This is a genomic window from Flaviflexus equikiangi, assembly GCF_014069875.1.
Taxonomy (GTDB): Bacteria; Actinomycetota; Actinomycetes; order Actinomycetales; family Actinomycetaceae; genus Flaviflexus; species Flaviflexus equikiangi.
The window spans coordinates 828,212-848,975 of the sequence record NZ_CP059676.1 but is presented as its reverse complement, the minus strand read 5'-3'; the positions used below and the strand labels follow the sequence as shown (position 1 = coordinate 848,975).

Below are 20,764 nucleotides of genomic sequence, written 5' to 3'. Positions count from 1 at the left end.
ACTGATGAATTACCCGATGGTGGCGTCAGGCAAGTCGCCAGAGAGGGTTGAATCATGGTTGCGGTGCGAACCGATTATTGCGCGCACCGCAACCATTCACCAACCTATGGCTCCGGCGGCGTACGACTGCGTCAAGTTGGTCGTCGTCCGCGACGGCAGCGCGTTGCTCTTGAGCGAGTTCGGGCAGCGGTTCGTTACCGTCGGTGATGTTGTGGTGTTGAACGCCAACGTATTGTGCGGGAGCGAACCGGAGAGTCACATCACCACAACCACGATTTACCTCGACACTGACTATGTGATCGATCAGGTGTTCTGGCAGCACGCTTGTCTGCTCCATGATCGCCTTGATGCCGAACGCTTTACCAACGCGGTCTACAGCGAACCCTCACAAGTGCTCCGGCTCGGTGAAGACCGAACCGGCATGTTGATGCCATGGCTGGATGAACTCGTTGCACTCAGCATCGATGGTGGCTTCGGGTCTCATTTTCATCGGATGCAGGCCCTTTGGTTTTCGATCGCTGATGTGGTGATGCCGTTCCTTAAAGTCACGCCGATACGTCAGGGTCGCGGCCAGCGCGCGCATGCCCGGCCTACACTGCCCAGGTGCCGAAAGTTCACACCAGCCAGGGATGAGGCCCACCAAACTCGCGCGACTCTGGTCAGTGATATCGCCACGAACTGGACGCTGAATGTCTTGGCGGCCCGGGTGCATTTATCCCCAAAGCAACTTTCACGAGTGTTCACCGAGGCCTACGGTAAAACGCCGTTGGCATATTTGACGATGATGCGCGTCGAGGAGATGGCGCACCTGCTGCGTGAAACTCACTTGACGATCGACGCGGCTGCCCGTCAGGTTGGTTGGGCGAGCCGGAGCCGTGCCAATGAGGCATTTCAACAGTGTGTGGGTATGACGCCGAGCGAATATCGCCGGATGCACCGCGCCGAGTAAGCGATCGGGAACGGGACATCTCTGGTGTCCTTCGGGACGTCTTCTTCGACACCGCTGCCTGGTGCTGGTTTTTGGCTGGTAGGACGGTAAGGACTGTCGGGTTCAGTGTTGTTCCTGGCGGTCGTCCCGTACTTTGACTTCCGCTCGTCGCTTATGTGTTCCCGGCGTACCTGGTAGTCGCAGGCCCTGCTCAAAGCAGTGGCTGGTGACTACAGGTGTCTGGGAGAGGCGGACGCGATGGCTAAGAAGTGGGAGGAAGCACGAGTAGCGCGTGAGGCGAAGCTCGACGGTTTGCAGGAGCGGTTGGTCGGCGCGGTTGATGGCCTCGTGACTGGTGAGGATTGGCAGCGCGCGATGACTTTCACGGCGAGGTTTCGGTCGCGGTCGTTCAACAACACATTGCTGATCTGGTCCCAGCATCTCGACGCATTCGAGTCCGGTCGCGTATCTGATTCGGCCTGGGTTTAGTTCCGACCGTTTTTCCTGTCACCGGACTGGTGTCAGGCGGGATTCTTGTTCAGTGTAGTAGGCGGTCTCGACCTCGAGCGGGCTGCGGTAGCCAAGTTCACCGTGGAGGCGTTTGTTGTTCCACCACCACACGTATTCCAGGGTTGCCAGCTCAACTTCTTCCACGGTCTTCCACGGCCCGCGCTGACGAATCAGTTCGGCCTTGTAGAGAGCATTAACCGATTCAGCCATCGCGTTGTCAAAACTATCGCCGACGGTCCCGGTAGAGGGCTTGGCGCCGAGTTCATTGACCCTGCTGGTGTAGACCAGGGACATGTAGTTCGAGCCGTGATCGCTATGATGGATCACTCCATCAAGGTCACCGTCGTTTTGCCAGGCAGCCATCTCCAAAGCTTGCAGTGGCAGCACGTCAGCTTTCAATGTCGAGGCAACATTCCAGCCGGCGATACGACGAGCGAAGACGTCGATGATGAAAGAGACGTAGGCGAACCCGGACCAGGTGGCGACATAGGTGATGTCGCAGACCCACAATTGGTTAGGTCGGTCAGCTACAAACCGGCGCTCCACCAGGTCCCCGGGCAGCGCTAAGCCGGAATCAGGGATCGTGGTGAAAGCCTTCTTTGACCTGCGAATACCTTCAACGTCGGCGAGTTTCATGAGCCTGTGGGTCTGATCGCGGCCGATGTCCCAGCCCTGTCGTTTCAGGAGCGCATGCATCTTGCGGCGTCCGTAGACGCTGTAATGCTCTTTGTGCAGGCGCTGGATCTCTGGAATCAGCAGCTCGTCTTTCAGCTGACGGGCTGACGGGGGCCGGCTCTTCGCGGCACGGTATCCACGGGAGGTGATAAATCCACGGACTGCTCCACGAAGCGTGGCGCAGAGGAACTCAACTCCGAAACGATCACGATAAGTATCGATGAAAGCGATCATTTCGTCCGTGGCCGGTCGAGTTCCTTCGCGAAAAATATACTCGCAGCTTTAAGCACCTCGTTAGCCTTGCGCAGCTCAGCGTTCTCACGCTCCAGTCGTTTATTCTCTGCGGCTAAGTCGGTCGTCACGCCGGGCCTTTTACCTTGGTCGACTTCGGCCTGCCGGTGCCAGGTTCGCAGGGCCTCTGCGCCTACCCCGAGCAGGTCCGCGACATGACGGACCGCGGCTGTGCGAGTGGGGTGATCGGGAAGAGCCTCGGAAACCATCCGCACCGCACGCTGCTTCAGTTCGGGGTCATACTTTCTGGGCATAGTGTTCCTATTCTGCTATAAAGCTCGGAACTAAACCCAGGCCGAATCACTTGTTTCCTTTTACGAGTCGCACCGCACGAGCGGTACAGGCTGCTCGTGTTGGCCCCACCTATGGGGAGAGGAAACACAACCCGTGAGCACCACACAACAATCTGCCGCCACCGACTTCACGCGCCTCGGTGCAACCACCGCCGTCGCGGTCTCATACCTACGCGTCTCCACGAAAGAGCAAGCTGAACGCGGAGGTCGTGACGAAGGCTTCTCTATTCCTGCTCAACGCGAAGCGAATCTGCGCAAAGCCTGCGACCTCGGGGCGATCGTGGTCGAAGAGTTCGTCGACGCCGGTGAATCAGCCCGGAAGGCCGACCGCCCTGAACTCATGCGGATGATCGAGTACGTCAAAACCAACCACGTGGCCTACTGCATCGTGCACAAGGTTGACCGCCTTGCACGTAACCGAGCCGATGATGTCGCGATCCATGTCGCGCTCAAAGACGCCGGGGTCATGCTGGTCTCGGCAACAGAGAACATTGACGAGACTCCCTCGGGCATGCTGCTCCACGGCATCATGTCCACTATCGCCGAGTTCTACTCCCGCAACCTCGCCAACGAAGTCTCTAAGGGCATGAGCCAAAAAGCGATGACAGGTGGCACGAACGGAAAAGCGCCCATTGGGTATCTCAACGTGACCACTCGCGATGAACTTGGCCGCGAGCTACGCATCGTTGAACCTGACCCCACGCGTGCGGAGATCGTGAAGTGGGCGTTTGAGGCATACGCGACGGGCAACTACTCAACTGCCATGCTCCGCGAAGCCCTCATCGACCAGGGCCTCACCACACCGCCCACGCCGAAGCGACCAGCACGGCCACCCGCGCTATCGACGGTGCAGAAAATGCTCTCTAACCCGTACTACAAGGGCAGTGTGTTGTTTCGGGGTGCCACCTATGACGGCATCCACGAACCACTCGTTGGCCCCGAAGTCTGGTACCGAGTCCAAGCAGTGCTCGGCGCAAAACAAGTATCCGGCGAGAAAACCCAAACCCACGATCACTACCTCAAAGGCACCGTGTTCTGCGGTGAGTGCGGCTCCCGACTCATGGTCACCAACGCCAAGAGCCGCCGTGGCGTCATCTACCCGTACTTCATCTGTGCCGGACGTCACGCCAAACGCACCAACTGTGAACGCAAAGCAATGTATGTGCCTGATGTTGAAGCCGCGGTCGAAGACTACTACCGGCGCATCCAGATCCCTGAGCACACCATCCAGGCATTGCGTAGCCTCATCACGGCGCAATTCTCACAGCTCCACGCCACCGTGAAGCAGGAACGCAACGCACACGTGCTCGAACGAGACGATCTCCAGACAGAGCGTTCCAAACTTCTGCAAGCCCACTATGCAGGAGCGGTGCCGCTCGATCTCCTCAAGTCGGAGCAGGATCGCATCGGCAGACGACTCGCGTTCCTCGAAGCACAGATCGAAGCCGGTGACATGGAGTACGAACTGGCAAGCGCCCACCTGGACGACTGCCTCGCACTGGGCAGAGACTGCTACAAGCTGTACATGAGCATTGATGACTCACTGCGGCGCATCGCCAACCAGGCATTCTTCGACAAGCTCTACCTCAGCGAGGAGGGCACCGTTATCGGTGAACCGGGGGAACCGTTCAACGCGTTCTTCGACCCTGGTGTGCAGACGATAGCGGCCCGCCACGAGGGGCGGGCCGCTAAGTCGATGTCTCAGACCGGTAATGTCGCCGGTTTGAACAACGACCTTCTGGTGGGCCCGGAGGGACTCGAACCCCCGACATCCACGGTGTAAACGTGGCGCTCTAACCAACTGAGCTACAGGCCCAGCGCCGCTGTTGCGCCTTGCCAGGCGGTGCGGTGCTGATCGATTAGTGACTTTACACGGAGACGTGGGCGCGGGCCAACTTGCCGAAGAAGATCACATCGACGGAAGGCCAGTGGGTGCGCATGTCCGCACCCACTGGCCAGTCCCCTAGCTCTCGGGCAGGCCCTTCTCATCGGCGGCCCAGATCTTGCCCGTGTAGACGGGGTGCATGAATGCTTCGACGGTCAGCACCGAATCGACCTCGTCGGCCGTCATGAGGCCCATCTCCACCACAACCTCTTTGACGGATTTCCCTGTCCGCGCGCACTCCTTGCCGACCCTGTCACCGTTGTGGTGGCCGATGAAGGGATTGAGGTAGGTGACGATGCCGATCGAGCTCTCGACATCCGCCCGCGTGCGTTCGGCGTTGGCGGTGATGCCGGTGAGGCAGTTGACGCGGAGCGTGTCGAAGCCGTTCTTGAGGAGCATGATGGATTCGAATGTGGCTTCGGCGAGGGCCGGTTCCATGACGTTGAGCTGGAGCTGTCCGGCCTCTGCCGCCATCGTCACCGTCACATCGTTGCCGATGACTTTGAAGCAGACCTGGTTGACCACCTCGGGGATGACGGGATTAACCTTGGCCGGCATGATCGAGGATCCGGCCTGCCTCTCGGGCAGGTTGATCTCGCTCAATCCTGCCCTCGGGCCCGACGAGAGGAGGCGCAGGTCGTTGGCGATCTTCGACAGCTTCTGGGCAGTCCTCTTGAGTCCCGCGTGGACGGTGACGTAGTCACCCGTGTCGCTCGTCGCTTCGACAAGGTCCGGAGCGGACGTGATATCGAGTCCTGTCACGTGCGACAGCTTCCGGGACACCACCTCCGCATAGTGCTCGGGCGTGTTGAGACGGTTGCCGATCGCTGTCGCTCCGAGGTTGATGGAGAGGAGATAGTTGGCGGCCCGATGGAGAATGACAACCTCTTCCTCCAGTGTTGTCGCCCATCCGCCGAACTCCTGGCCAAGCGTCATCGGCACAGCGTCCTGGAGCTGTGTCCGCCCCATCTTCACCACGGACGCGAACTCCTCGCTCTTCTGCCGCAGCACCTCGGCGGTCAGCTTGACCTGGGTGATGAGATGGTTGACACCGCTGTAGATCGCGAGTCGAAGCGCGGTCGGATAGACATCGTTGGTCGACTGGGACTTGTTGACGTGATCGTTCGGATTGATGACGTCGTAGCGGCCCTTCTCGTAGCCGAGGAGTTCGAGCGAAAGGTTCGCGACGACCTCGTTCGAGTTCATGTTGACCGATGTTCCGGCACCGCCCTGGAAAAGGTCGATCGGGAACTGATCCATGCACCGTCCCTTGACGAGCAGCTCGTCGCATCCTGCCACGATCGCCTGCGCAATATCGTGCGGGAGGGAGCCGAGCTCCTCGTTCGCGAGAGCGGATGCCTTCTTGACCATGACGATCGCCCGAACGAATTCGGGAACGTCCTGGATGAGCCTGCCTGACATGGGGAAGTTCTCGATCGCTCGAAGAGTATGGATCCCGTAATAGGCGTCTGCAGGGATATCCCTCGCGCCGAGGAGATCGTGTTCTACGCGGTGTGTCGTCAACGCACTGACCTTTCCTTGTGCGGTGCACGGCCCGCACAGAATACGTGGAGAATTCGCTTTGCGAGACGGTGTTAGCCGGCCAATGCCAACGACGATGACTGGTCAGTCAGCTCTCGGAAAATTCTTCTCACCTGGTAAGCCACCTCAACCCTAGTCGAGGGGCCACCGAAAGGCAGATTCTCCTCTCGTGCCGGGACGAGCGCAGACATAGGTGCGGGCGGCCGAATGGCCGCCCGCATGACTGACAAAGGGTTGGTTCTATCGGCGCGGCCCACGAGCTGTGAGCCTGACTCCCGTCCACTTGCGTGAGAGAGCTGCCGCTGTTGTTGCTGCGAGACCGGCCGTCTGTGCGGCCTCTTCGACGACGTTGTGCTCGACGTACCCGACGGATCCCATCGAGGGGATCATGACCCAGATGATTCCTGATCCGTCATCGAGGTTCGCTCTGGCGTCGACAAGGAGATCTGCCAGATCGTCGGCATCTCCGTCATCATCGCGCCACCAGATCAGTGTGCCATCGCAGACGTCTGCGTAGTCTTCGTCGACGAGCTCGACACCCGTGGCCTCTTCGATCCTGGCTCGGAACGACTCATCAACGTCGTCGTCCCAATAGAATTCCTGGATCACCTGCCCGGCTTTCAGTCCGAGCTCCACTGATCCGGTCGAAGAACCGGTCCTTTCCTGTGTAGACCGCGAGGAAGCGGTCGCTTGATTTTCCACACCCCTAGTTCACCAAAGATTGGAAGAAATTTCCATGTCTTCACCATAATTCGGGCTTCAAGCGTGCGATCCGGTGACAAACAACACCGGCTGAGTGCTCTTTCACAACAGCGAAACTGCAGGACGCGGGACGTTCGACCCGGAAAGCGGTAGATTTATCGTATCGGGTTTGTCGGCCGCCGTCGGCCCACCCCCGCGCAATCTAATGCACTGCAAGGAGATGCTTGTGAGTTCGAACGACAATACGTCCCCCCTCATTGACGGGCTGCTCAGTCAGGTCCCGGACATTGACTCAGAAGAGACACGGGAGTGGATCGATTCGATTGACGATCTGATCGAGAATCGAGGCGGTCCCCGCGCTCGCTACATTCTCCTGTCGATGCTGCGCCGCGCACGCCAGCGCAACATTCAGGTCCCGTCCAGTCTCACAACCCCCTACGTCAACACGATCGGCGTCCAGGACGAGCCCTACTTCCCGGGCGATGAGAAGCTCGAGCGCGAGATCCGCCGGTGGGTGCGCTGGAATGCGGCCGTCCAGGTGACGCGCGCGCAGCGTCCCAGTGTCCAGGTCGGTGGCCATATCTCGTCCTACGCGTCCGTTGCCACCCTCTACGAGGTCGGCTTCAACCACTTCTTCCGCGGCAAGAGCCATCCGGGCGGGGGCGACCAGGTCTTCTTCCAGGGCCACGCGGCACCGGGCAACTATGCTCGCGCCTTCGTCGAGGGCCGCCTGTCCGAGAAGGACATGGACGGCTTCCGCCAGGAGCATTCCCGACCCGAGGGTGGACGCGGTCTGCCCTCCTATCCGCACCCGCGCCGCATGGACGACTTCTGGGAGTTCCCCACGGTCTCGATGGGTCTCGGCCCCGCACAGGCGATCCATCAGGCATGGTTCAACAAATACCTGCATGATCGCGGCATCAAGGACACCTCGCAGCAGAACGTCTGGGCATTCCTCGGCGATGGTGAGATGGACGAGCCGGAGTCGCGCGGCATGCTCCAGCTCGCCGCACAGCAGGGCCTCGACAACCTCAACTTTGTGGTCAACTGCAACCTCCAGCGTCTCGACGGTCCGGTCCGCGGCAACGGCAAGATCATCCAGGAACTCGAGGCGTTCTTCCGGGGAGCCGGCTGGAACGTCATCAAGGTGATCTGGGGCCGCGAGTGGGATCCGCTGCTCGAGGCCGACCACGATCGTGCGCTCGTCAACATCATGAACACGACGCTCGATGGCGACTACCAGGGCTTCAAGGCCAACGATGGTGCGTTCGTCCGCGAGAACTTCTTCGGACGCGATCCCCGGACGAAGGCCATGGTCAAGGACTGGTCCGATGAGCGGATCTGGTCCCTCAAGCGCGGCGGCCACGACTACCGCAAGGTGTACGCCGCCTACAAGCAGGCGACCGAGCACACGGGCCAGCCGACCGTCATCCTCGCTCACACGATCAAGGGCTACCTGCTCGGCACGAACTTCGCTGGCCGCAACTCGACGCACCAGATGAAGAAGCTCAACCAGCAGGACCTCATGGGTCTGCGCGACACGCTCAACCTGGACATCGACGATTCGCAGCTCGAGGATCCGTACCACGCGCCGTACTTCCGCCCGGCGGAAGACAACGAGGCCTACCAGTACATGCAGGACCGCCGGAAGCACCTCGGCGGCTACCTCCCCGAGCGCCGCAAGACCTGGAACGGCATCAAGCTGCCCGAGGAGAAGCGCTTCGAGGTTCTCAAGAAGGGTTCGGGACAGCAGAAAGTCGCCACGACCATGGCGCTCGTCCGCCTCCTCAAAGAACTCATGAAGGATAGGGAGTTCGGCAAGCGCGTCGTACCGATCATCCCCGACGAGGCTCGCACGTTCGGTTTGGACGCGATCTTCCCGACGGCCAAGATCTACAACACGCACGGACAGCGCTACACGTCCGTCGATGCCGATCTGCTCCTGTCGTACAAGGAGGCAGAGACCGGCCAGATTCTCCACATGGGCATCAACGAAGCCGGATCGGCCGCGACTCTCGCGACCGTCGGCACCTCGCATGCTGTCCACGGCGAGATGATGATGCCGTTCTACATCTTCTACTCGATGTTCGGCTTCCAGCGCACGGGCGACCAGTTCTGGGCTGCGGCTGATCAGCTGGCTCGCGGCTTCATCATCGGTGCGACCGCAGGTCGAACCACCCTCGCGGGTGAGGGCACCCAGCACATGGATGGCCACTCCCCCGTCCTCGCATCGACGAACCCAGCCATGGTCATCTACGACCCGGCCTACTCGTACGAGATCACCCACATCGTGCAGGACGGTATCAAGCGCATGTACGGCGATGGCAGCGACGGCCGCGACCAGGACGTCATGTACTACCTCACCGTCTACAACGAGCCGATCGTCCAGCCGGAAGAGCCGGAGAACGTCGACGTCGAGGGTATTCTGCGCGGCATCCACCGCATCGCCGACGCGGAGGGCGATGGTCACCGCGTCGGGCTGCTCTCCTCCGGTGTGGGCGTGCCCTGGGCACTCCACGCGAAGGAGCTCCTCGAACAGGATTGGGGTGTCAAGGCTTCCGTCTACTCGGTGACATCCTGGTATGAGCTGCGCAAGGACGGCCTCGCTGCCGACGAGCACAACTACCTCCATCCCGACGAGGAGCGTCAGGTGCCGTTCCTCACCCAGAAGCTCCAGCATGACGCCGACGTCTTCGTCGCCACGTCTGACTTCGAGCACCAGGTCCAGGACTCCGTCCGTGCATGGATCCCGGGAACGTACGCCACCCTCGGTGCGGATGGCTTCGGCTACTCCGATACTCGTGCGGCTGCACGCCGCCAGTTCAAGATCGACGCCCACTCGATGGTCGTTCGGGCGCTGGCGACGCTTGCGGACCTCGGTCGTATCGACCGCTCCACCGTCAAGGAAGCGATCGACAAGTATGACATCTTCAACGTCAACGCAGGACAGTCCGGAGAGGCTGGCGGAGACGCGTAAATCCTGACAATCTGAGAGGGCGCCCATCATGGGCGCCCTCTTATTCTCACAAAAGAAAGACCTATGCTCGTCAGCCTCACGTGGGACTACCTCCGCCATCACAAAGGCAAGGTTGCCGCCGTTCTTGTCCTCCAGCTCCTCCAATCAATCGCATCGCTCCTCCTGCCTGCGCTCAACGCCGCCATCATCGACGACGGCGTGATCGCGGCCGATATTCCTAGGATCTGGCAGCTCGGCGGGCTCATGCTCGTCGTCACTGTTCTTCAGGTCCTCGCGATCGGCGCCGCCATCTACGTCGGTGCGGGGCTTGCGATGGGCCTCGGACACCACCTCCGTGCGGAGGTGTTCGGCAAGGTCCAGAGCTTCGGCCGCTCCGAGCTCCATCACTTCGGCCCGGCCTCCCTCATCACCCGGTCCACGAACGACGTCAGCCAGGTCCAGATGGTCGTCCACATGACGTTCACGATCATCGTCATGGCGCCGATCATGGGCGTGGGAGGCATCATCATGGCGGCAGCCCAGGATGTTGTCCTGTCCGGACTGTTCGTCATCATCGTGCCAGTCTTGGGGCTCTTCACGTTCGGGATGATGGTGCGTCTCGGCCCGCTCTACAAGGTCCAGCAGACCCGTGTCGACACGATCAACAGGCTCTTGCGGGAACAGTTGACCGGGGTGCGTGTCATCCGCGCCTTCCTGCGCCAGCACGCTCAGAAGATGCGTTTCCGCGAGGCGAATGACAACATGCGGGAGGTATGGCTGAAGATCGGCACGACGTGGGCGTTCATGCTTCCCGTCATCCAGATGATCGTCGGCCTGTCGTCCGTGGCGATCGTGTGGTTCGGCGGACACCGGATCGCTGACGGCGGGATGCAGGTCGGTGCACTTCTCGCCTTCATCAACTACCTCATGCAGATCCTCATGGCGATCATGATGGCGGCCATGATGTTCATGATGGTGCCGCGTGCCCGTGTCTCTGCCGACCGCATCGGCGCAGTCCTCAACACCGCGGTCGATATCGAGGCCCCGGTCGATCCGACTCCGCTGCCGCCGTCCCCCGCCGCGTTTGCGGCCGAGAACGCGACCGTGCAGTACGACGATGCGGACCGTCCCGTGCTCGATTCCCTCAGTCTCACTCTGACGCCCGGAACCACCACCGCTATCGTCGGCGGCACGGGCTCCGGCAAGACCACCCTCGTCCACCTGCTGTCTCGCATGGTCGATCCGGTCTCGGGTTCGGTCACCCTCGGGGGAATCGATATCCGCTCCTTCGATCCGACCCTGCTGCGGACACGTATCGCCCTCGTGGCGCAGAAGGCGTACCTGTTTGCCGGCACGATCGCATCGACGATCACGGGCACGAGAGGGGACGTCGACGTGGACGAGGAGCGGGTGTGGGCTGCACTCGATGCGGCGCAGGCGACGGAGTTCGTCGCGAAGCTCGACGATGGTCTCGCTTCCCGCGTCGACCCGGGCGGGCGCAATCTGTCGGGCGGGCAGCGTCAGCGTTTGACGATCGCACGCGCGCTCTACCGTGCGATGGCGGGAGATGTCGATCTCGTGATCTTCGATGATTCGTTCTCGGCGTTGGATTTCGCTACCGATCAGCGGCTGCGGCACGCACTGCCCTCCGCCATCCCAGGCGCCGCGGTTCTCATTGTTGCGCAGCGGATCTCGACCATTCGGACGGCTGACCGGATCGTCGTTGTCGACGGGGGCCGGGATGTCGGACAGGGTACCCATGAGGAACTGATGAAGACCTGCACCACCTATCAGGAGATCGTCTCCTCCCAGCTGTCCGAGGAGGAAGCGGCATGAGCCCACATCACGGTGTTGCACCTGGGGAGAAGTCGAAGAACTTCTCTGGCACGATGAAGAGGCTTCTCCGCATGCTGAAACCAGCACGGATGAAGATTGTCCTCATCACTCTTCTCACGGCTGTTGCCGTCACGCTCCAGGTTGCGGGGCCTGCCCTTCTGGGGCGTGCGACTGACGTCATCTATACGGGCGTGCTGAGCGATGTGCTCGGCGATATGCCTGCCGGGCTGTCGACCGCGGAGACGGTTGCCAGGCTCGAGGAGCAGGGTCGAGGCGAACTCGCGAACATGGTCGGCCGAGCCGACGTCACGCCCGGGGAGGGAATCGATTTCGACCGGCTCTGGTCCATTCTCGTCATCGTGGCCGCGATCTATGTCGTGGCGGCGGTCTTCCAGTTCGTAGCGGGCTGGATCATCAGGGTCGTCGTGCAGAATCTCGGCTGGGAGCTGAGAGACCGGGCCCAGGCGAAGATCGATCGGGTTCCCCTGTCCTACATCGATCAGCGTTCCCGCGGAGACCTTCTGTCGCGCGTCACCAACGACGTCGACAACATTACGCAGACTCTCATGCAGACGATGAACTCGGTGTTCCAGAACCTGCTCACCATCATCGGCATCACGGCCATGATGTTCGTCATCTCATGGCAGCTCGCACTCCTCACCTTCCTCGTCGTCCCCGCCGGCATCTGGCTTGCGACCCGTGTCATGAAGAAGGCCCAACCCTATTTCAGGGATCAGTGGAAGCTGACAGGGGACGTGTCGGACACCGTGGAGGAAGCCTTCACCGGCCACGAGGTCGTCACCGCGTTCGGCCTCGAGGAGAACTTCACCGACGAGTTCAACGTTCGCAACGATAAGCTCCGCCATGCGTCATTCATGGCCCAGTTCATCTCAGGTCTCATGCAGCCAGCCATGAACCTGGTCTCCAACATCGGCTACGTCATCGTGGCCGTCGTGGGCGGCATCCAGGTCGCCAGCGGCACGATCACGCTCGGTTCGGTCCAGGCCTTCATCCAATACTCGCGGCAGTTCACGCAGCCGCTCGGCCAGCTCGCGTCGATGGCGAATCTTCTCCAGTCCGGAGCAGCCAGTGCCGAGAGGATCTTCGCCTATCTCGACGCTGACGAGATGGCACCCGACGCCCATGGCACTCTCGCCTCCCCCACGCGCGGCGATGTCGAGTTCAGGGACGTCCGCTTCTCCTACGAGGAAGGAACCCCCGTCATCACCGGCCTGTCCCTTCATGCGAAGCCGGGTCAGACCGTCGCCATTGTCGGACCCACCGGCGCCGGCAAGACGACCCTCGTCAACCTGCTGCTGCGGTTCTACGAGATCGACTCCGGCCAGATCCTGATCGACGGTGTTGACATCGCCACGATCTCGAAGGAAGAGCTCCGGGAGAACATGGGCATGGTCCTTCAGGACACATGGCTGTTCGAGGGCACCATTGCCGAGAACATTGCATTCGCCCGAGACAACGCGACGCGTGAGGATATCCTCGCCGCGGCGAAGGCGGCCTCCGTTGACCGGTTGGCAAGCCAACTCCCCAAGGGACTGGATACTGTTGTCGATGATGAGGGTGAGACCATTTCGGTGGGCGAGAAGCAGCTCATCACGATCGCTCGAGCATATCTTGCCGATCCTGAGATCCTCATCCTCGACGAGGCCACGTCATCCGTTGATACGAGGACCGAGATGTTGGTGCAGGATGCGATGTCGACCCTCAAGGAGGGGCGCACATCCTTCGTCATCGCCCACCGGCTTTCCACGATCCGGGAAGCTGATCTCATTGTGGTCATGGAGGATGGTGACGTCGTCGAACAGGGCACCCACGAAGATCTCCTCAGTCGCGGCGGGGCCTATGCCTCGCTCTACCAGGCACAATTCGAGAACCGATGATTGAGAGCTTCCCTGTGGTGGTGTGCGCCACCACAGGAAAGCTCAGACGCTGAGGAGAAGCCCTTCGAGCTCTGCTGGCGTGTCGACCGTCCGCCAGGCCTTATCGAATTCTTCAGGAGTGCCGGCGCCCCAGGACACGAGGACGGTGCGAAGACCGTGAGCGGCCGCGCCCTCGATATCGTAGATACGATCGCCGACCATGATGGCCTCACCCTCGAGCGGGCCGAGCCTGCGCAGCGCTTCGGCGATGATACCGTCCTTGTCCGATCTCATCCCGTCCTCGCTCCCACCGCACACCGCCGTGAACGTATCGAGCAGACCATATCGGTCAAGGATCAGCCTCGCTCCGGATTCTTTCTTCGACGTCGCGACGGCGATGGGCACATGCTGTGCGAGATGTCGGATCACGGTGTCGATGCCGTCGAAGAGCGGCGAGTCGAGCATGAGCCCGTCGTAGCGGGCACGGTAGGACGCAATATAGTGGGGGACGTCCTTCGCCTCCGCCCCCATGTCCATCATCGACCACGACAGCGGAGGCCCCACATATTTCAGCATCTCGTCCGGCGTATAGTCCCTGCCGGAGATCTCTTTCGCCGTGATCGCAAACAGCTCGGTGACGATCGGTGCCGAATCGACAACTGTCCCGTCGAGATCGAACAAGACGGCGCCCAGGGTCACTCGAACATCTCCGTGCTTCCAGCTCCTTCGCGAACAACCTCGGCGAAGCCCGACGACATGTCGACGACAGTCGTGGCACCATCGACGCCGACCGGGCCCTCGATGACGATGTCGAGAGCATGGCCGAGAGCTTCGTTGACTTCCCACCCATCCGTCATCGGCTCCTCCTCATCCGGCAGGATCAGCGTCGACGAGAGCAGCGGCTCGCCGAGAGCGGCGACGAGCGCCTGGGTGATCTCGTGCTTCGGGAGGCGAACTCCGACAGTGTTCTTCTTCGGGTGAAGCGTCATCCGGGGCACGTCCTTCGTGCCCTTGAGGATAAACGTGTAGGGCCCGGGCGTCAGCTGCTTGATAAGCCGGAACTGGGCGTTATCGACGATGACGAACTGGCCGAGTTGAGCGAAGTCGTGGCACAGCATCGTGAAATGATGCTTATCGCTGACCCGCCGAATAGCGCGGATCCGATCCAAGCCCTCCTTGTTGCCCAGCTTGCATCCGATCGCATATCCCGAATCCGTGGGAAACGCGATCACTTCCCCTTGGCGAAGCCGTTCGACGACCATCTCAATGAGACGCGTCTGAGGGTTCTCTGGGTGAATCTCAACGTATCGTGCCATGACAACTCAATTCTCGCGCTGTTCGCGCTCCTTGTATTTCGCTTCCGCAGTCGCCTTCGACTGCTGGATCAGTAGGTGAAGGTAGGCGAGCCTGTCTTCATGCTCCCCGGGGATCGCATGCTCCTGGAGGGTGACGAAATGCCGTTCCGCCACGTCGGGCTTCTCAGCATCAACCGCGGCCATGATGATCTGCTCACCGGCCGCGAACTTGTGTTCCGCGGGATCCCAATGGCCGATGCCGAGCGAGATACCAGCGTCAGCATGTCCTGCTTCGCGCAGGATCTTGATTGCTTCACCGAGCGCACGCCCGGTCGTGTCGCGCTCGATTGCCGTGTTGAGGCGGCGATTGGCGCCCTCGATGTCGGAATCGACGGAGAGGCGCGCGAGTTCGATGAGGGGATACCAGGCGTTGGGCCGGCCGCTCAGCTCCTCCGCGAGGGACCACATGGCAAGGTTCGCCTGATCGTAGGTTTGATCCTGGTCGGCCGTGAGGGGGTCTTCGACCGCGGACTCCCGGGTCGCCTGTTCGACGATCTCCGCCAATCCCTGGAAGGCTGCGACATCGTTGGGGTCCTCGGAGAGGATCTCCCGGAGCTCGATGCCCCGGGCCACCTTCTCAGCTTCGGTTTCTGCCGTGCCGTTGACCTGCATGAGCTGCTTGAGTATGTCGAGAAAAGCCATACTGCCAGGATACCCAACGGTGAGGGATGTGGGGATGCTCAGCGGAACTCTTCTTCCATAGGGTAATAATGAGGCATGAGCTCTTACGTTGACAGTGCACGCGAAATCCTGGCTGGACTCGCCCCCGAGATTCCCGGCGACGACGTGACAGAAGATGCCGACTTCATCGACGATCTGAGGCTCGACCCGCTCACTCGCTACGCTCTCGCTTTCAACCTCGAGCGCATCCTCAAAGTCCAGATCCCTGATTCTCGCGTCGAATCCGCCCGCACACTGGCTGAACTCGTGGCCGACACCCAGGCGTCGTAGGCGAATCCCAAGACTTTTGGCCAGATCCCCCGGATATTCTCGGGGTCGGGGCGGATCAGCCTCGATCGGATGACGCGGGGCGCACGTGCCCTGAGTGAGGATGATGACCGTGGACGAGCGTGGGCTGCCAGGCGCGAGACCGTACCCGCAGTCGCCCTACCCGCAGTCGCCTTTTCCGAGGCAGCCGCCATCCCCGTCTCCCATGCCATCGGAGAGTTCCCGCGAACGGCCCAACGCCAGACGGACGGTCGAGCTCCGATGGGTGGTGGCACTGGTCAGTCTGGCGCTCCTTGTCGGGGGCGGCATCGGCTTCACCCTCCCACATCCCGAGCCTGCTGACATCGCCGACGATCCGACAGTCAGTGCTCCGGTGATCACCGAGCCCGCTGATGAGAACTGGCGGGAGGTTGCCATGACGTGGCTGAGGAACTCTATTCCCCAGTGCGCTGTTCGAAACGATCCCTATATTCTTCTGGTGGACGATGGCACGACCCTGAAAATCACGACTGCTGGGCTGCTGTCACCGGGAACGGACCTTGAGCACGCCGCCTGCATCACCGTCGCTCTCGGCATGCCGAACACCATGTGGGACGAGATAGCTGCCACGACACCGCGCGACGGCACGGTCACCGACACGTGGGATGAATACGAGGCGACGTGGAGCTACGATCCCGACACCGGTCTCGATCTCGTCATCGAGATCATCGGAGGCTAGTCTGCTAGCCGACCCTGTGCAGCCAGCGCACCGGTGCGCCCGCCCCCGCGTAACGGAACGGTTCCAACTCGTCATCCCATGCTTGGCCCAGGGCAAGATCGAGCAGCCTTCTCATCTCGACCGGGTCCGTCTCCTCGAGGGCGGCTCGGATGCGGTTCTCGGGAATGACGACGTTCCCGACGAGGTCAGTCTGTGCGTAGAAGATGCCGAGACCGGGCGTGTGTGACCAGCGTCCGCCCTCCGACTGCGGGGTGCCATCTTCGGTGATCTCGTAGCGCAGGTGCTCCCACCCGTTCAGAGCGGAGGCCAGCATCGCCCCCATGCCGATATCGCCCGTCCACGAGTACTCCCCGCGCTGATACATCGGGTTCGCGGGCTGATCGGTCCACTCGATCGATACCTCATATCCGAGGACGCCAGAAAGCGCCCACTCGACATGTGGCTCGAGAGCGGGCGTGACTGAATGTATGAAGATAACGCCACGGGTGGCGCGCTGTGCTGTCATCGGAACCTCCTTAGGTGAGATTCCCCGTCACACCCGATCGGTACCGATACGTCTTACTGTGCCACAGACAGTGCCTTGACGCTAGCCTGCTGAGGTCAGGATCGAAGCGCCTGGGTGAAGATCTCCTCAACCGTCGGGGCCGTGAAGGCGAAACCGGTCTCCTCCAGGCGTGCCGGGTAGGCACGCTGGGATGCGAGGGCGGCCTGCTCGGCGAAGTCGCCCAACGCCCCCTTCATCGCCCACCTCGGGACCGTGAGGAAGCCCGGTCGCCCCACGTGGTCAGCGAGAAGACGATGCCATTCGCTATTCGTCACGGGCTGGGGCCCTGTCAGGTTGACGGGACCGGCGACACTCGTGCGGAGGAGATGGAGGATGGCGGCGACATGATCATCGAGGGAGATTGTCGACATGTACTGTTCACCGGTGCCGAGCTTGGCTCCGAGTCCGAAACGGTAAGCGTGCTTGAGGAGTCCGAGCATGCCTCCCGACCCGTCCATGACCAGACCGGTGCGCAGGGCTGTGTGGGTGATGCCGAGATCGGTGACCCGCTCCCCCGCCGCTTCCCATGAGACGCATAGGCGAGCGAGGAAATCGTCTCCCGGAGTCGACTCCTCGGTCAGGATCTCGTCCCCGCAGTCGGCCCCATAGAAGCCGATCGCGGATCCCGTGAGGAACTGTGTCGGCCGGTCCCCCGCTGGCATCTCGGCGAATGCATCCGTGAAGGTCCGGACGGCAGTGATGCGGGACCGGACGAGGGTCTCCTTGTAGGAGTCCGTCCACAGGTGGGAGAACAGTCCTGCCCCGTTGAGGACGATGACGGCATCGGCTCCGCGGATCTCCCGCTCATCGATCTCCCCACGGGCAGGGTTGAACACGATATCGCCGGGCTGGGGTGAGGAGCGGACAACCCTGACCACGTCATGCCCGTCGTCTTTCGCGGCGCGGACGAGCGCTGTGCCGATGAAGCCGGACGCTCCGGAGATCAGAATTCTCATAGGTCTCGTATCGCTCTCAGTGCCTTCTTGCGGGCCGCTCGGTCGAGTCGGTCGATGTAGAGGTGACCATCAAGGTGATCGACCTCGTGTTGGATGCAGCGAGCCATCAGTTCCTCGCCCTCGACGATCACCTCGTTGCCATCGAGGTCGATGCCGACAGCCTTCGCGTACCAGGCTCGTCGGGTCGGGAAGAAATGGCCGGGGATGGAGAGGCAGCCCTCCTCATCGTCCTGGTATTCATCCTCGGAGAGGTCGACGATGGTCGGGTTGAGAATGTAGCCGATCGACCCGTCGATGTTCCAGGAGAAGGCTCGGAGCGACACGCCGATCTGGTTCGCTGCGAGGCCGGCCCTCCCCTCGTCGTCCACTGTCTCCAGCAGGTCATCGACGAGGGAGACGACCTGGGGTGTGATCGTCGTGATCTCATCGCAGGTGGTTCGAAGGACGGGGTCGCCGATCACTCGGATATCACGGTAAGCCATGGGCCCATTATTCCACACAGAACTCTCGACCCGAGTGAGTGCAGGGCCGAACGGAAAAGGCCCCGGACGATCACGTCCGAGGCCGGTGGCTCCCGCAGCTGGATTCGAACCAGCAACCCTTCGATTAACAGTCGAATGCTCTGCCGTTGAGCTATGCGGGAAGGCAACACAGTGACTTTAACAAGTCTTCGCGAGCACTTTCAAACCGGACCCCGATTTTTCTGAAAACTGTGCGGAAAGGCACTAAGCGGTGGGCAGTCCGACCGCTTCCCGGACGGTCGCCTCGAGCTCGAGGACGACGGCCTGAAGGTAGGCCGGATTCACATTGTCGATATCGAAGCCGAGAGACTGGGTGAACATCGTGCCATCAGGGTTGCGCCTCACAAAGACACGGACCCAGCTCGCGTCCCCGACGAGCGCGGTCTCCTGATGGACGATCGATGATTCGATGCGATCGGAGAGGACCAAGCCGATGCTGAGGTCAGATTCCCGGTTGAACTGCAGACGAAGGTCGTCGACATCGTCGGTGATAGCGGCGGCGATAAACGTGCCCTCTTCACCATTCCATGAGCCGGAGGCGTAGTTCACCCACGCCCACTCGTGCACGGTGGACGATCCCGACATGATGCGGCCGAAGTTCTGTGTGACGATCAGCGTGTCACCGTTCTCGAGACTGCCCTGCCACAGGGTCCGTTCAGGCTTCGACATCGTGAATCTCCAGGACGGACGCGTACGGCTGAGCATCATCCGACACCCATTCCTTCACGGTACGACCCGCGAAGAAAGCAAGAATCAGCATGACGAGACCGGCGATCGCAAACAGCATGAACTGCTTCCGCTGCCGTCTGATCGCTTCCTCCTCGTTCATGGGAAGCTGGACGTCGTCTTTGTCGTGATCGGCCACGCGCTCTCCTTCTCTCTGTCCTGACAGTGTACGCGCAGACGGCGGCCGCGTCGCTCGCGCCATAAAAGCAAGGGTCTTCGCCGTGAGCGTTGACCATTGACCCTGTCGGCCCCGCACCGAAGAATGGGGGAACCCTGGCTGAGAAGTTCCCAGCTTCAGAACGAAGGAGTACACCATGGCAATCGCATCACGCACAGCAACAACGACGTGGGAGGGCGACCTCCCCTCGGGTCGGGGAACGTTCTCCGACACAAGCTCGGGAGTTCTCGACGAGCAGGTCGTCACATGGGGCTCGCGCACTCGCGCCCCCGAAGGCAAGTCGAGTCCTGAAGAGCTCCTCGCAGCCGCACATTCGTCCTGTTTTGCGATGGCATTCAACAATCGCGTCAGCGAAGAGGGAGTCACGCCCACGAGGATCGATGTGACGGCCGAGGTGACGCTCGAAGAGGTCGACGGCGCGCCGACCATCACCTCGTCAGCCCTCACGCTGCGGGCCGAGATCGATGGTCTTGACCAGGACGCATTCGAGGCCGCCGTAGAAGACGCCGCAGCGGGATGTCCGGTGTCCCGCCTCTTCGCCTCTGCTGACATCTCCGTCGACGCAGAGCTCCTCTGACGGCTGTGTGCGGGCATCACGACCCGCACACAGCAGCACCGGTTCGACATTTCCGGTGCCGACTACGGATACTTGGAGCATGAGCGCACCCGAAACGAATGTCTGGACTGCCGTCACGACACAGAATCCCGACCACTCCGCTAACTATGCTCAGCGCTGGCGCACATTCGAAAAGGCTGGCAAAGACATCTACGGAGAAGCCCGGCTCGTCGACGCTCTCGTCGAACGGGGCTCCCGCATTCTCGACGCCGGCTGCGGGTCGGGACGCGTGGGCGGATACCTGTCGCGGCGCGGGCACACCGTTGTCGGAGTCGACCTCGACCCCTACCTCATCGAGGTTGCGGCAGCGGATCATCCGATGGCGCAATGGGTCCAGGGCGACTTGGCGACATTCCAGCTCCAGACGGAAGCCGGCCTGGCCCAGTTCGATCACATTGTGTCCGCGGGGAACGTCATGACCTTCCTCGCCGGATATGAACGGGTGCCTGCCCTGCGCCAGATGAAAGCACATCTGGCAGCAGACGGGCGGATGACGATCGGGTTCGGTGCCGGACGGAACTACGACTTCGCCGAGTTCGAGGCGGATGCGCTTGACGCGGGCCTGGTTCTCGAAGCCCGCTATTCGACCTGGCAGCTCCATCCCGCGAACGATAGTTTCCTCGTCGCGATGCTGACGCACGCGTAGCGGAAGAATGTGGACGCCCCCTGATCCAGGGGGCGTCCAGAGCTTCATATCCTTGTCGATA

Annotated in this window: 21 protein-coding genes and 2 tRNA genes; 10 read left to right on the top strand and 13 right to left on the bottom strand. The window is 61.4% G+C overall.

The window, feature by feature from the left end; translation table 11 throughout:
- The first annotated feature begins 4 nt into the window (after positions 1–4).
- Together H2O75_RS04075 and H2O75_RS04070 are read left to right on the top strand one after the other, a co-directional pair.
- Positions 5–949, top strand: coding sequence for a helix-turn-helix domain-containing protein (locus H2O75_RS04075; RefSeq protein WP_220462780.1), 945 nt, complete (start codon positions 5–7; stop codon positions 947–949).
- Between the two features lie 237 nt (positions 950–1,186).
- Positions 1,187–1,417, top strand: a complete 231-nt coding sequence (locus tag H2O75_RS04070; RefSeq protein ID WP_220462779.1) for a hypothetical protein — start codon at positions 1,187–1,189, stop codon at positions 1,415–1,417.
- Positions 1,418–1,435: 18 nt separating this feature from the next.
- On the opposite strand, the gene H2O75_RS04065 is transcribed toward H2O75_RS04070, so the two are convergent.
- Positions 1,436–2,658 (bottom strand): IS3 family transposase gene (locus tag H2O75_RS04065; RefSeq protein ID WP_182169478.1). Its coding sequence is split into 2 segments (ribosomal slippage): positions 1,436–2,373 and positions 2,373–2,658, totalling 1,224 coding nucleotides; the frame shifts between segments, so codons are not numbered across the junction.
- 133 nt (positions 2,659–2,791) lie between these two features.
- Here H2O75_RS04065 and H2O75_RS10995 point away from each other — a divergent pair.
- Positions 2,792–4,480, top strand: a complete 1,689-nt coding sequence (locus tag H2O75_RS10995; RefSeq protein WP_182174902.1) for a recombinase family protein — start codon at positions 2,792–2,794, stop codon at positions 4,478–4,480.
- On the opposite strand, the gene H2O75_RS04055 is transcribed toward H2O75_RS10995, so the two are convergent.
- The 3 genes from H2O75_RS04055 to H2O75_RS04045 all read right to left on the bottom strand — a co-directional run bounded on the left by H2O75_RS04055 (position 4,437) and on the right by H2O75_RS04045 (position 6,760).
- Positions 4,437–4,513 (bottom strand) — tRNA-Val (locus H2O75_RS04055). The two genes, H2O75_RS10995 and H2O75_RS04055, sit on opposite strands and share 44 nt — an antisense overlap.
- Before the next feature lie 147 nt (positions 4,514–4,660).
- A complete protein-coding gene (gene aspA / locus H2O75_RS04050) occupies positions 4,661–6,106 on the bottom strand; it encodes an aspartate ammonia-lyase (protein ID WP_182174007.1) in 1,446 nt (481 codons plus the stop codon).
- A gap of 258 nt (positions 6,107–6,364) precedes the next feature.
- The gene (locus tag H2O75_RS04045; protein ID WP_259365306.1) at positions 6,365–6,760 is read right to left on the bottom strand and encodes a DUF3052 family protein; all 396 of its coding nucleotides are present in this window, start codon (positions 6,758–6,760) and stop codon (positions 6,365–6,367) included.
- A gap of 292 nt (positions 6,761–7,052) precedes the next feature.
- Between H2O75_RS04045 and aceE the strand changes: the two genes are divergently transcribed.
- The 3 genes from aceE (at position 7,053) to H2O75_RS04030 (ending at position 13,516) form a co-directional block, all read left to right on the top strand.
- On the top strand, positions 7,053–9,803 hold the full coding sequence (gene aceE / locus H2O75_RS04040) for a pyruvate dehydrogenase (acetyl-transferring), homodimeric type (protein ID WP_182174001.1): 2,751 nt from the start codon (positions 7,053–7,055) through the stop codon (positions 9,801–9,803).
- A gap of 63 nt (positions 9,804–9,866) precedes the next feature.
- Positions 9,867–11,618, top strand: a complete 1,752-nt coding sequence (locus H2O75_RS04035) for an ABC transporter ATP-binding protein (RefSeq protein WP_182173998.1) — start codon at positions 9,867–9,869, stop codon at positions 11,616–11,618.
- The gene (locus H2O75_RS04030; RefSeq protein ID WP_182173995.1) at positions 11,615–13,516 is read left to right on the top strand and encodes an ABC transporter ATP-binding protein; all 1,902 of its coding nucleotides are present in this window, start codon (positions 11,615–11,617) and stop codon (positions 13,514–13,516) included. Before H2O75_RS04035 ends, H2O75_RS04030 begins: the two co-directional genes overlap by 4 nt.
- 42 nt (positions 13,517–13,558) lie before the next feature.
- Here H2O75_RS04030 and H2O75_RS04025 read toward each other — a convergent pair whose 3' ends face one another.
- From H2O75_RS04025 to H2O75_RS04015, 3 genes are read right to left on the bottom strand one after another with little or no spacing between them, the layout of a single operon-like run.
- Positions 13,559–14,194: an HAD hydrolase-like protein gene (locus H2O75_RS04025; RefSeq protein ID WP_182173992.1), complete on the bottom strand. Its 636-nt coding sequence runs from the start codon at positions 14,192–14,194 to the stop codon at positions 13,559–13,561.
- A complete protein-coding gene (locus H2O75_RS04020; protein WP_182173989.1) occupies positions 14,191–14,811 on the bottom strand; it encodes an L-threonylcarbamoyladenylate synthase in 621 nt (206 codons plus the stop codon). The genes H2O75_RS04025 and H2O75_RS04020 overlap by 4 nt, the downstream gene beginning before the upstream one ends.
- 6 nt (positions 14,812–14,817) lie before the next feature.
- A complete protein-coding gene (locus tag H2O75_RS04015; protein WP_182173986.1) occupies positions 14,818–15,492 on the bottom strand; it encodes a hypothetical protein in 675 nt (224 codons plus the stop codon).
- Positions 15,493–15,567: 75 nt separating this feature from the next.
- On the opposite strand from H2O75_RS04015, the gene H2O75_RS04010 reads away from it, so the two are divergent.
- Positions 15,568–15,801: an acyl carrier protein gene (locus H2O75_RS04010; protein WP_182173983.1), complete on the top strand. Its 234-nt coding sequence runs from the start codon at positions 15,568–15,570 to the stop codon at positions 15,799–15,801.
- A gap of 202 nt (positions 15,802–16,003) precedes the next feature.
- The gene (locus tag H2O75_RS04005) at positions 16,004–16,516 is read left to right on the top strand and encodes a hypothetical protein (RefSeq protein WP_182173980.1); all 513 of its coding nucleotides are present in this window, start codon (positions 16,004–16,006) and stop codon (positions 16,514–16,516) included.
- A 4-nt stretch (positions 16,517–16,520) separates the two neighbouring features.
- On the opposite strand, the gene H2O75_RS04000 is transcribed toward H2O75_RS04005, so the two are convergent.
- The 6 genes from H2O75_RS04000 to H2O75_RS03975 all read right to left on the bottom strand — a co-directional run bounded on the left by H2O75_RS04000 (position 16,521) and on the right by H2O75_RS03975 (position 19,402).
- Entirely contained in the window at positions 16,521–17,021 is a 501-nt protein-coding gene (locus H2O75_RS04000) for a DUF3145 domain-containing protein (protein WP_182173977.1), read from the bottom strand.
- Between the two features lie 95 nt (positions 17,022–17,116).
- Positions 17,117–18,016 (bottom strand): TIGR01777 family oxidoreductase, encoded by a 900-nt coding sequence (locus H2O75_RS03995; protein ID WP_182173975.1) that lies wholly within the window; start codon positions 18,014–18,016, stop codon positions 17,117–17,119.
- Complete coding sequence (gene def / locus H2O75_RS03990; protein WP_182173972.1) at positions 18,013–18,498, bottom strand: peptide deformylase; 486 nt, start codon at positions 18,496–18,498, stop codon at positions 18,013–18,015. Before def ends, H2O75_RS03995 begins: the two co-directional genes overlap by 4 nt.
- 86 nt (positions 18,499–18,584) lie before the next feature.
- A tRNA-Asn gene (locus H2O75_RS03985) sits at positions 18,585–18,659 on the bottom strand.
- Between the two features lie 82 nt (positions 18,660–18,741).
- Positions 18,742–19,206 carry a hypothetical protein gene (locus H2O75_RS03980; protein WP_182173968.1) on the bottom strand — a complete coding sequence of 155 codons (465 nt, stop codon included), beginning with the start codon at positions 19,204–19,206 and terminating at the stop codon, positions 18,742–18,744.
- On the bottom strand, positions 19,193–19,402 hold the full coding sequence (locus H2O75_RS03975) for a hypothetical protein (protein WP_182173965.1): 210 nt from the start codon (positions 19,400–19,402) through the stop codon (positions 19,193–19,195). The genes H2O75_RS03980 and H2O75_RS03975 overlap by 14 nt, the downstream gene beginning before the upstream one ends.
- A 175-nt stretch (positions 19,403–19,577) precedes the next feature.
- On the opposite strand from H2O75_RS03975, the gene H2O75_RS03970 reads away from it, so the two are divergent.
- Both H2O75_RS03970 and H2O75_RS03965 read left to right on the top strand, forming a co-directional pair.
- Positions 19,578–20,018: an OsmC family peroxiredoxin gene (locus H2O75_RS03970; protein ID WP_182173962.1), complete on the top strand. Its 441-nt coding sequence runs from the start codon at positions 19,578–19,580 to the stop codon at positions 20,016–20,018.
- Positions 20,019–20,097: 79 nt separating this feature from the next.
- Complete coding sequence (locus H2O75_RS03965) at positions 20,098–20,703, top strand: class I SAM-dependent methyltransferase (RefSeq protein ID WP_182173959.1); 606 nt, start codon at positions 20,098–20,100, stop codon at positions 20,701–20,703.
- The last annotated feature ends 61 nt before the right edge of the window (positions 20,704–20,764 follow it).

Coding starts and splice junctions, on each gene's coding strand:
- H2O75_RS04075 (WP_220462780.1), top strand. CDS start 5: ATGAATTACCCGATGGTGGCGTCAGGCAAGTCGCCAGAGAGGGTTGAA.
- H2O75_RS04070 (WP_220462779.1), top strand. CDS start 1,187: ATGGCTAAGAAGTGGGAGGAAGCACGAGTAGCGCGTGAGGCGAAGCTC.
- H2O75_RS04035 (WP_182173998.1), top strand. CDS start 9,867: ATGCTCGTCAGCCTCACGTGGGACTACCTCCGCCATCACAAAGGCAAG.
- H2O75_RS04030 (WP_182173995.1), top strand. CDS start 11,615: ATGAGCCCACATCACGGTGTTGCACCTGGGGAGAAGTCGAAGAACTTC.
- H2O75_RS04020 (WP_182173989.1), bottom strand. CDS start 14,811: ATGGCACGATACGTTGAGATTCACCCAGAGAACCCTCAGACGCGTCTC.
- H2O75_RS04015 (WP_182173986.1), bottom strand. CDS start 15,492: ATGGCTTTTCTCGACATACTCAAGCAGCTCATGCAGGTCAACGGCACG.
- H2O75_RS04010 (WP_182173983.1), top strand. CDS start 15,568: ATGAGCTCTTACGTTGACAGTGCACGCGAAATCCTGGCTGGACTCGCC.
- H2O75_RS04005 (WP_182173980.1), top strand. CDS start 16,004: ATGCCATCGGAGAGTTCCCGCGAACGGCCCAACGCCAGACGGACGGTC.
- H2O75_RS04000 (WP_182173977.1), bottom strand. CDS start 17,021: ATGACAGCACAGCGCGCCACCCGTGGCGTTATCTTCATACATTCAGTC.
- H2O75_RS03995 (WP_182173975.1), bottom strand. CDS start 18,016: ATGAGAATTCTGATCTCCGGAGCGTCCGGCTTCATCGGCACAGCGCTC.
- def (WP_182173972.1), bottom strand. CDS start 18,498: ATGGCTTACCGTGATATCCGAGTGATCGGCGACCCCGTCCTTCGAACC.
- H2O75_RS03980 (WP_182173968.1), bottom strand. CDS start 19,206: ATGTCGAAGCCTGAACGGACCCTGTGGCAGGGCAGTCTCGAGAACGGT.
- H2O75_RS03970 (WP_182173962.1), top strand. CDS start 19,578: ATGGCAATCGCATCACGCACAGCAACAACGACGTGGGAGGGCGACCTC.
- H2O75_RS03965 (WP_182173959.1), top strand. CDS start 20,098: ATGAGCGCACCCGAAACGAATGTCTGGACTGCCGTCACGACACAGAAT.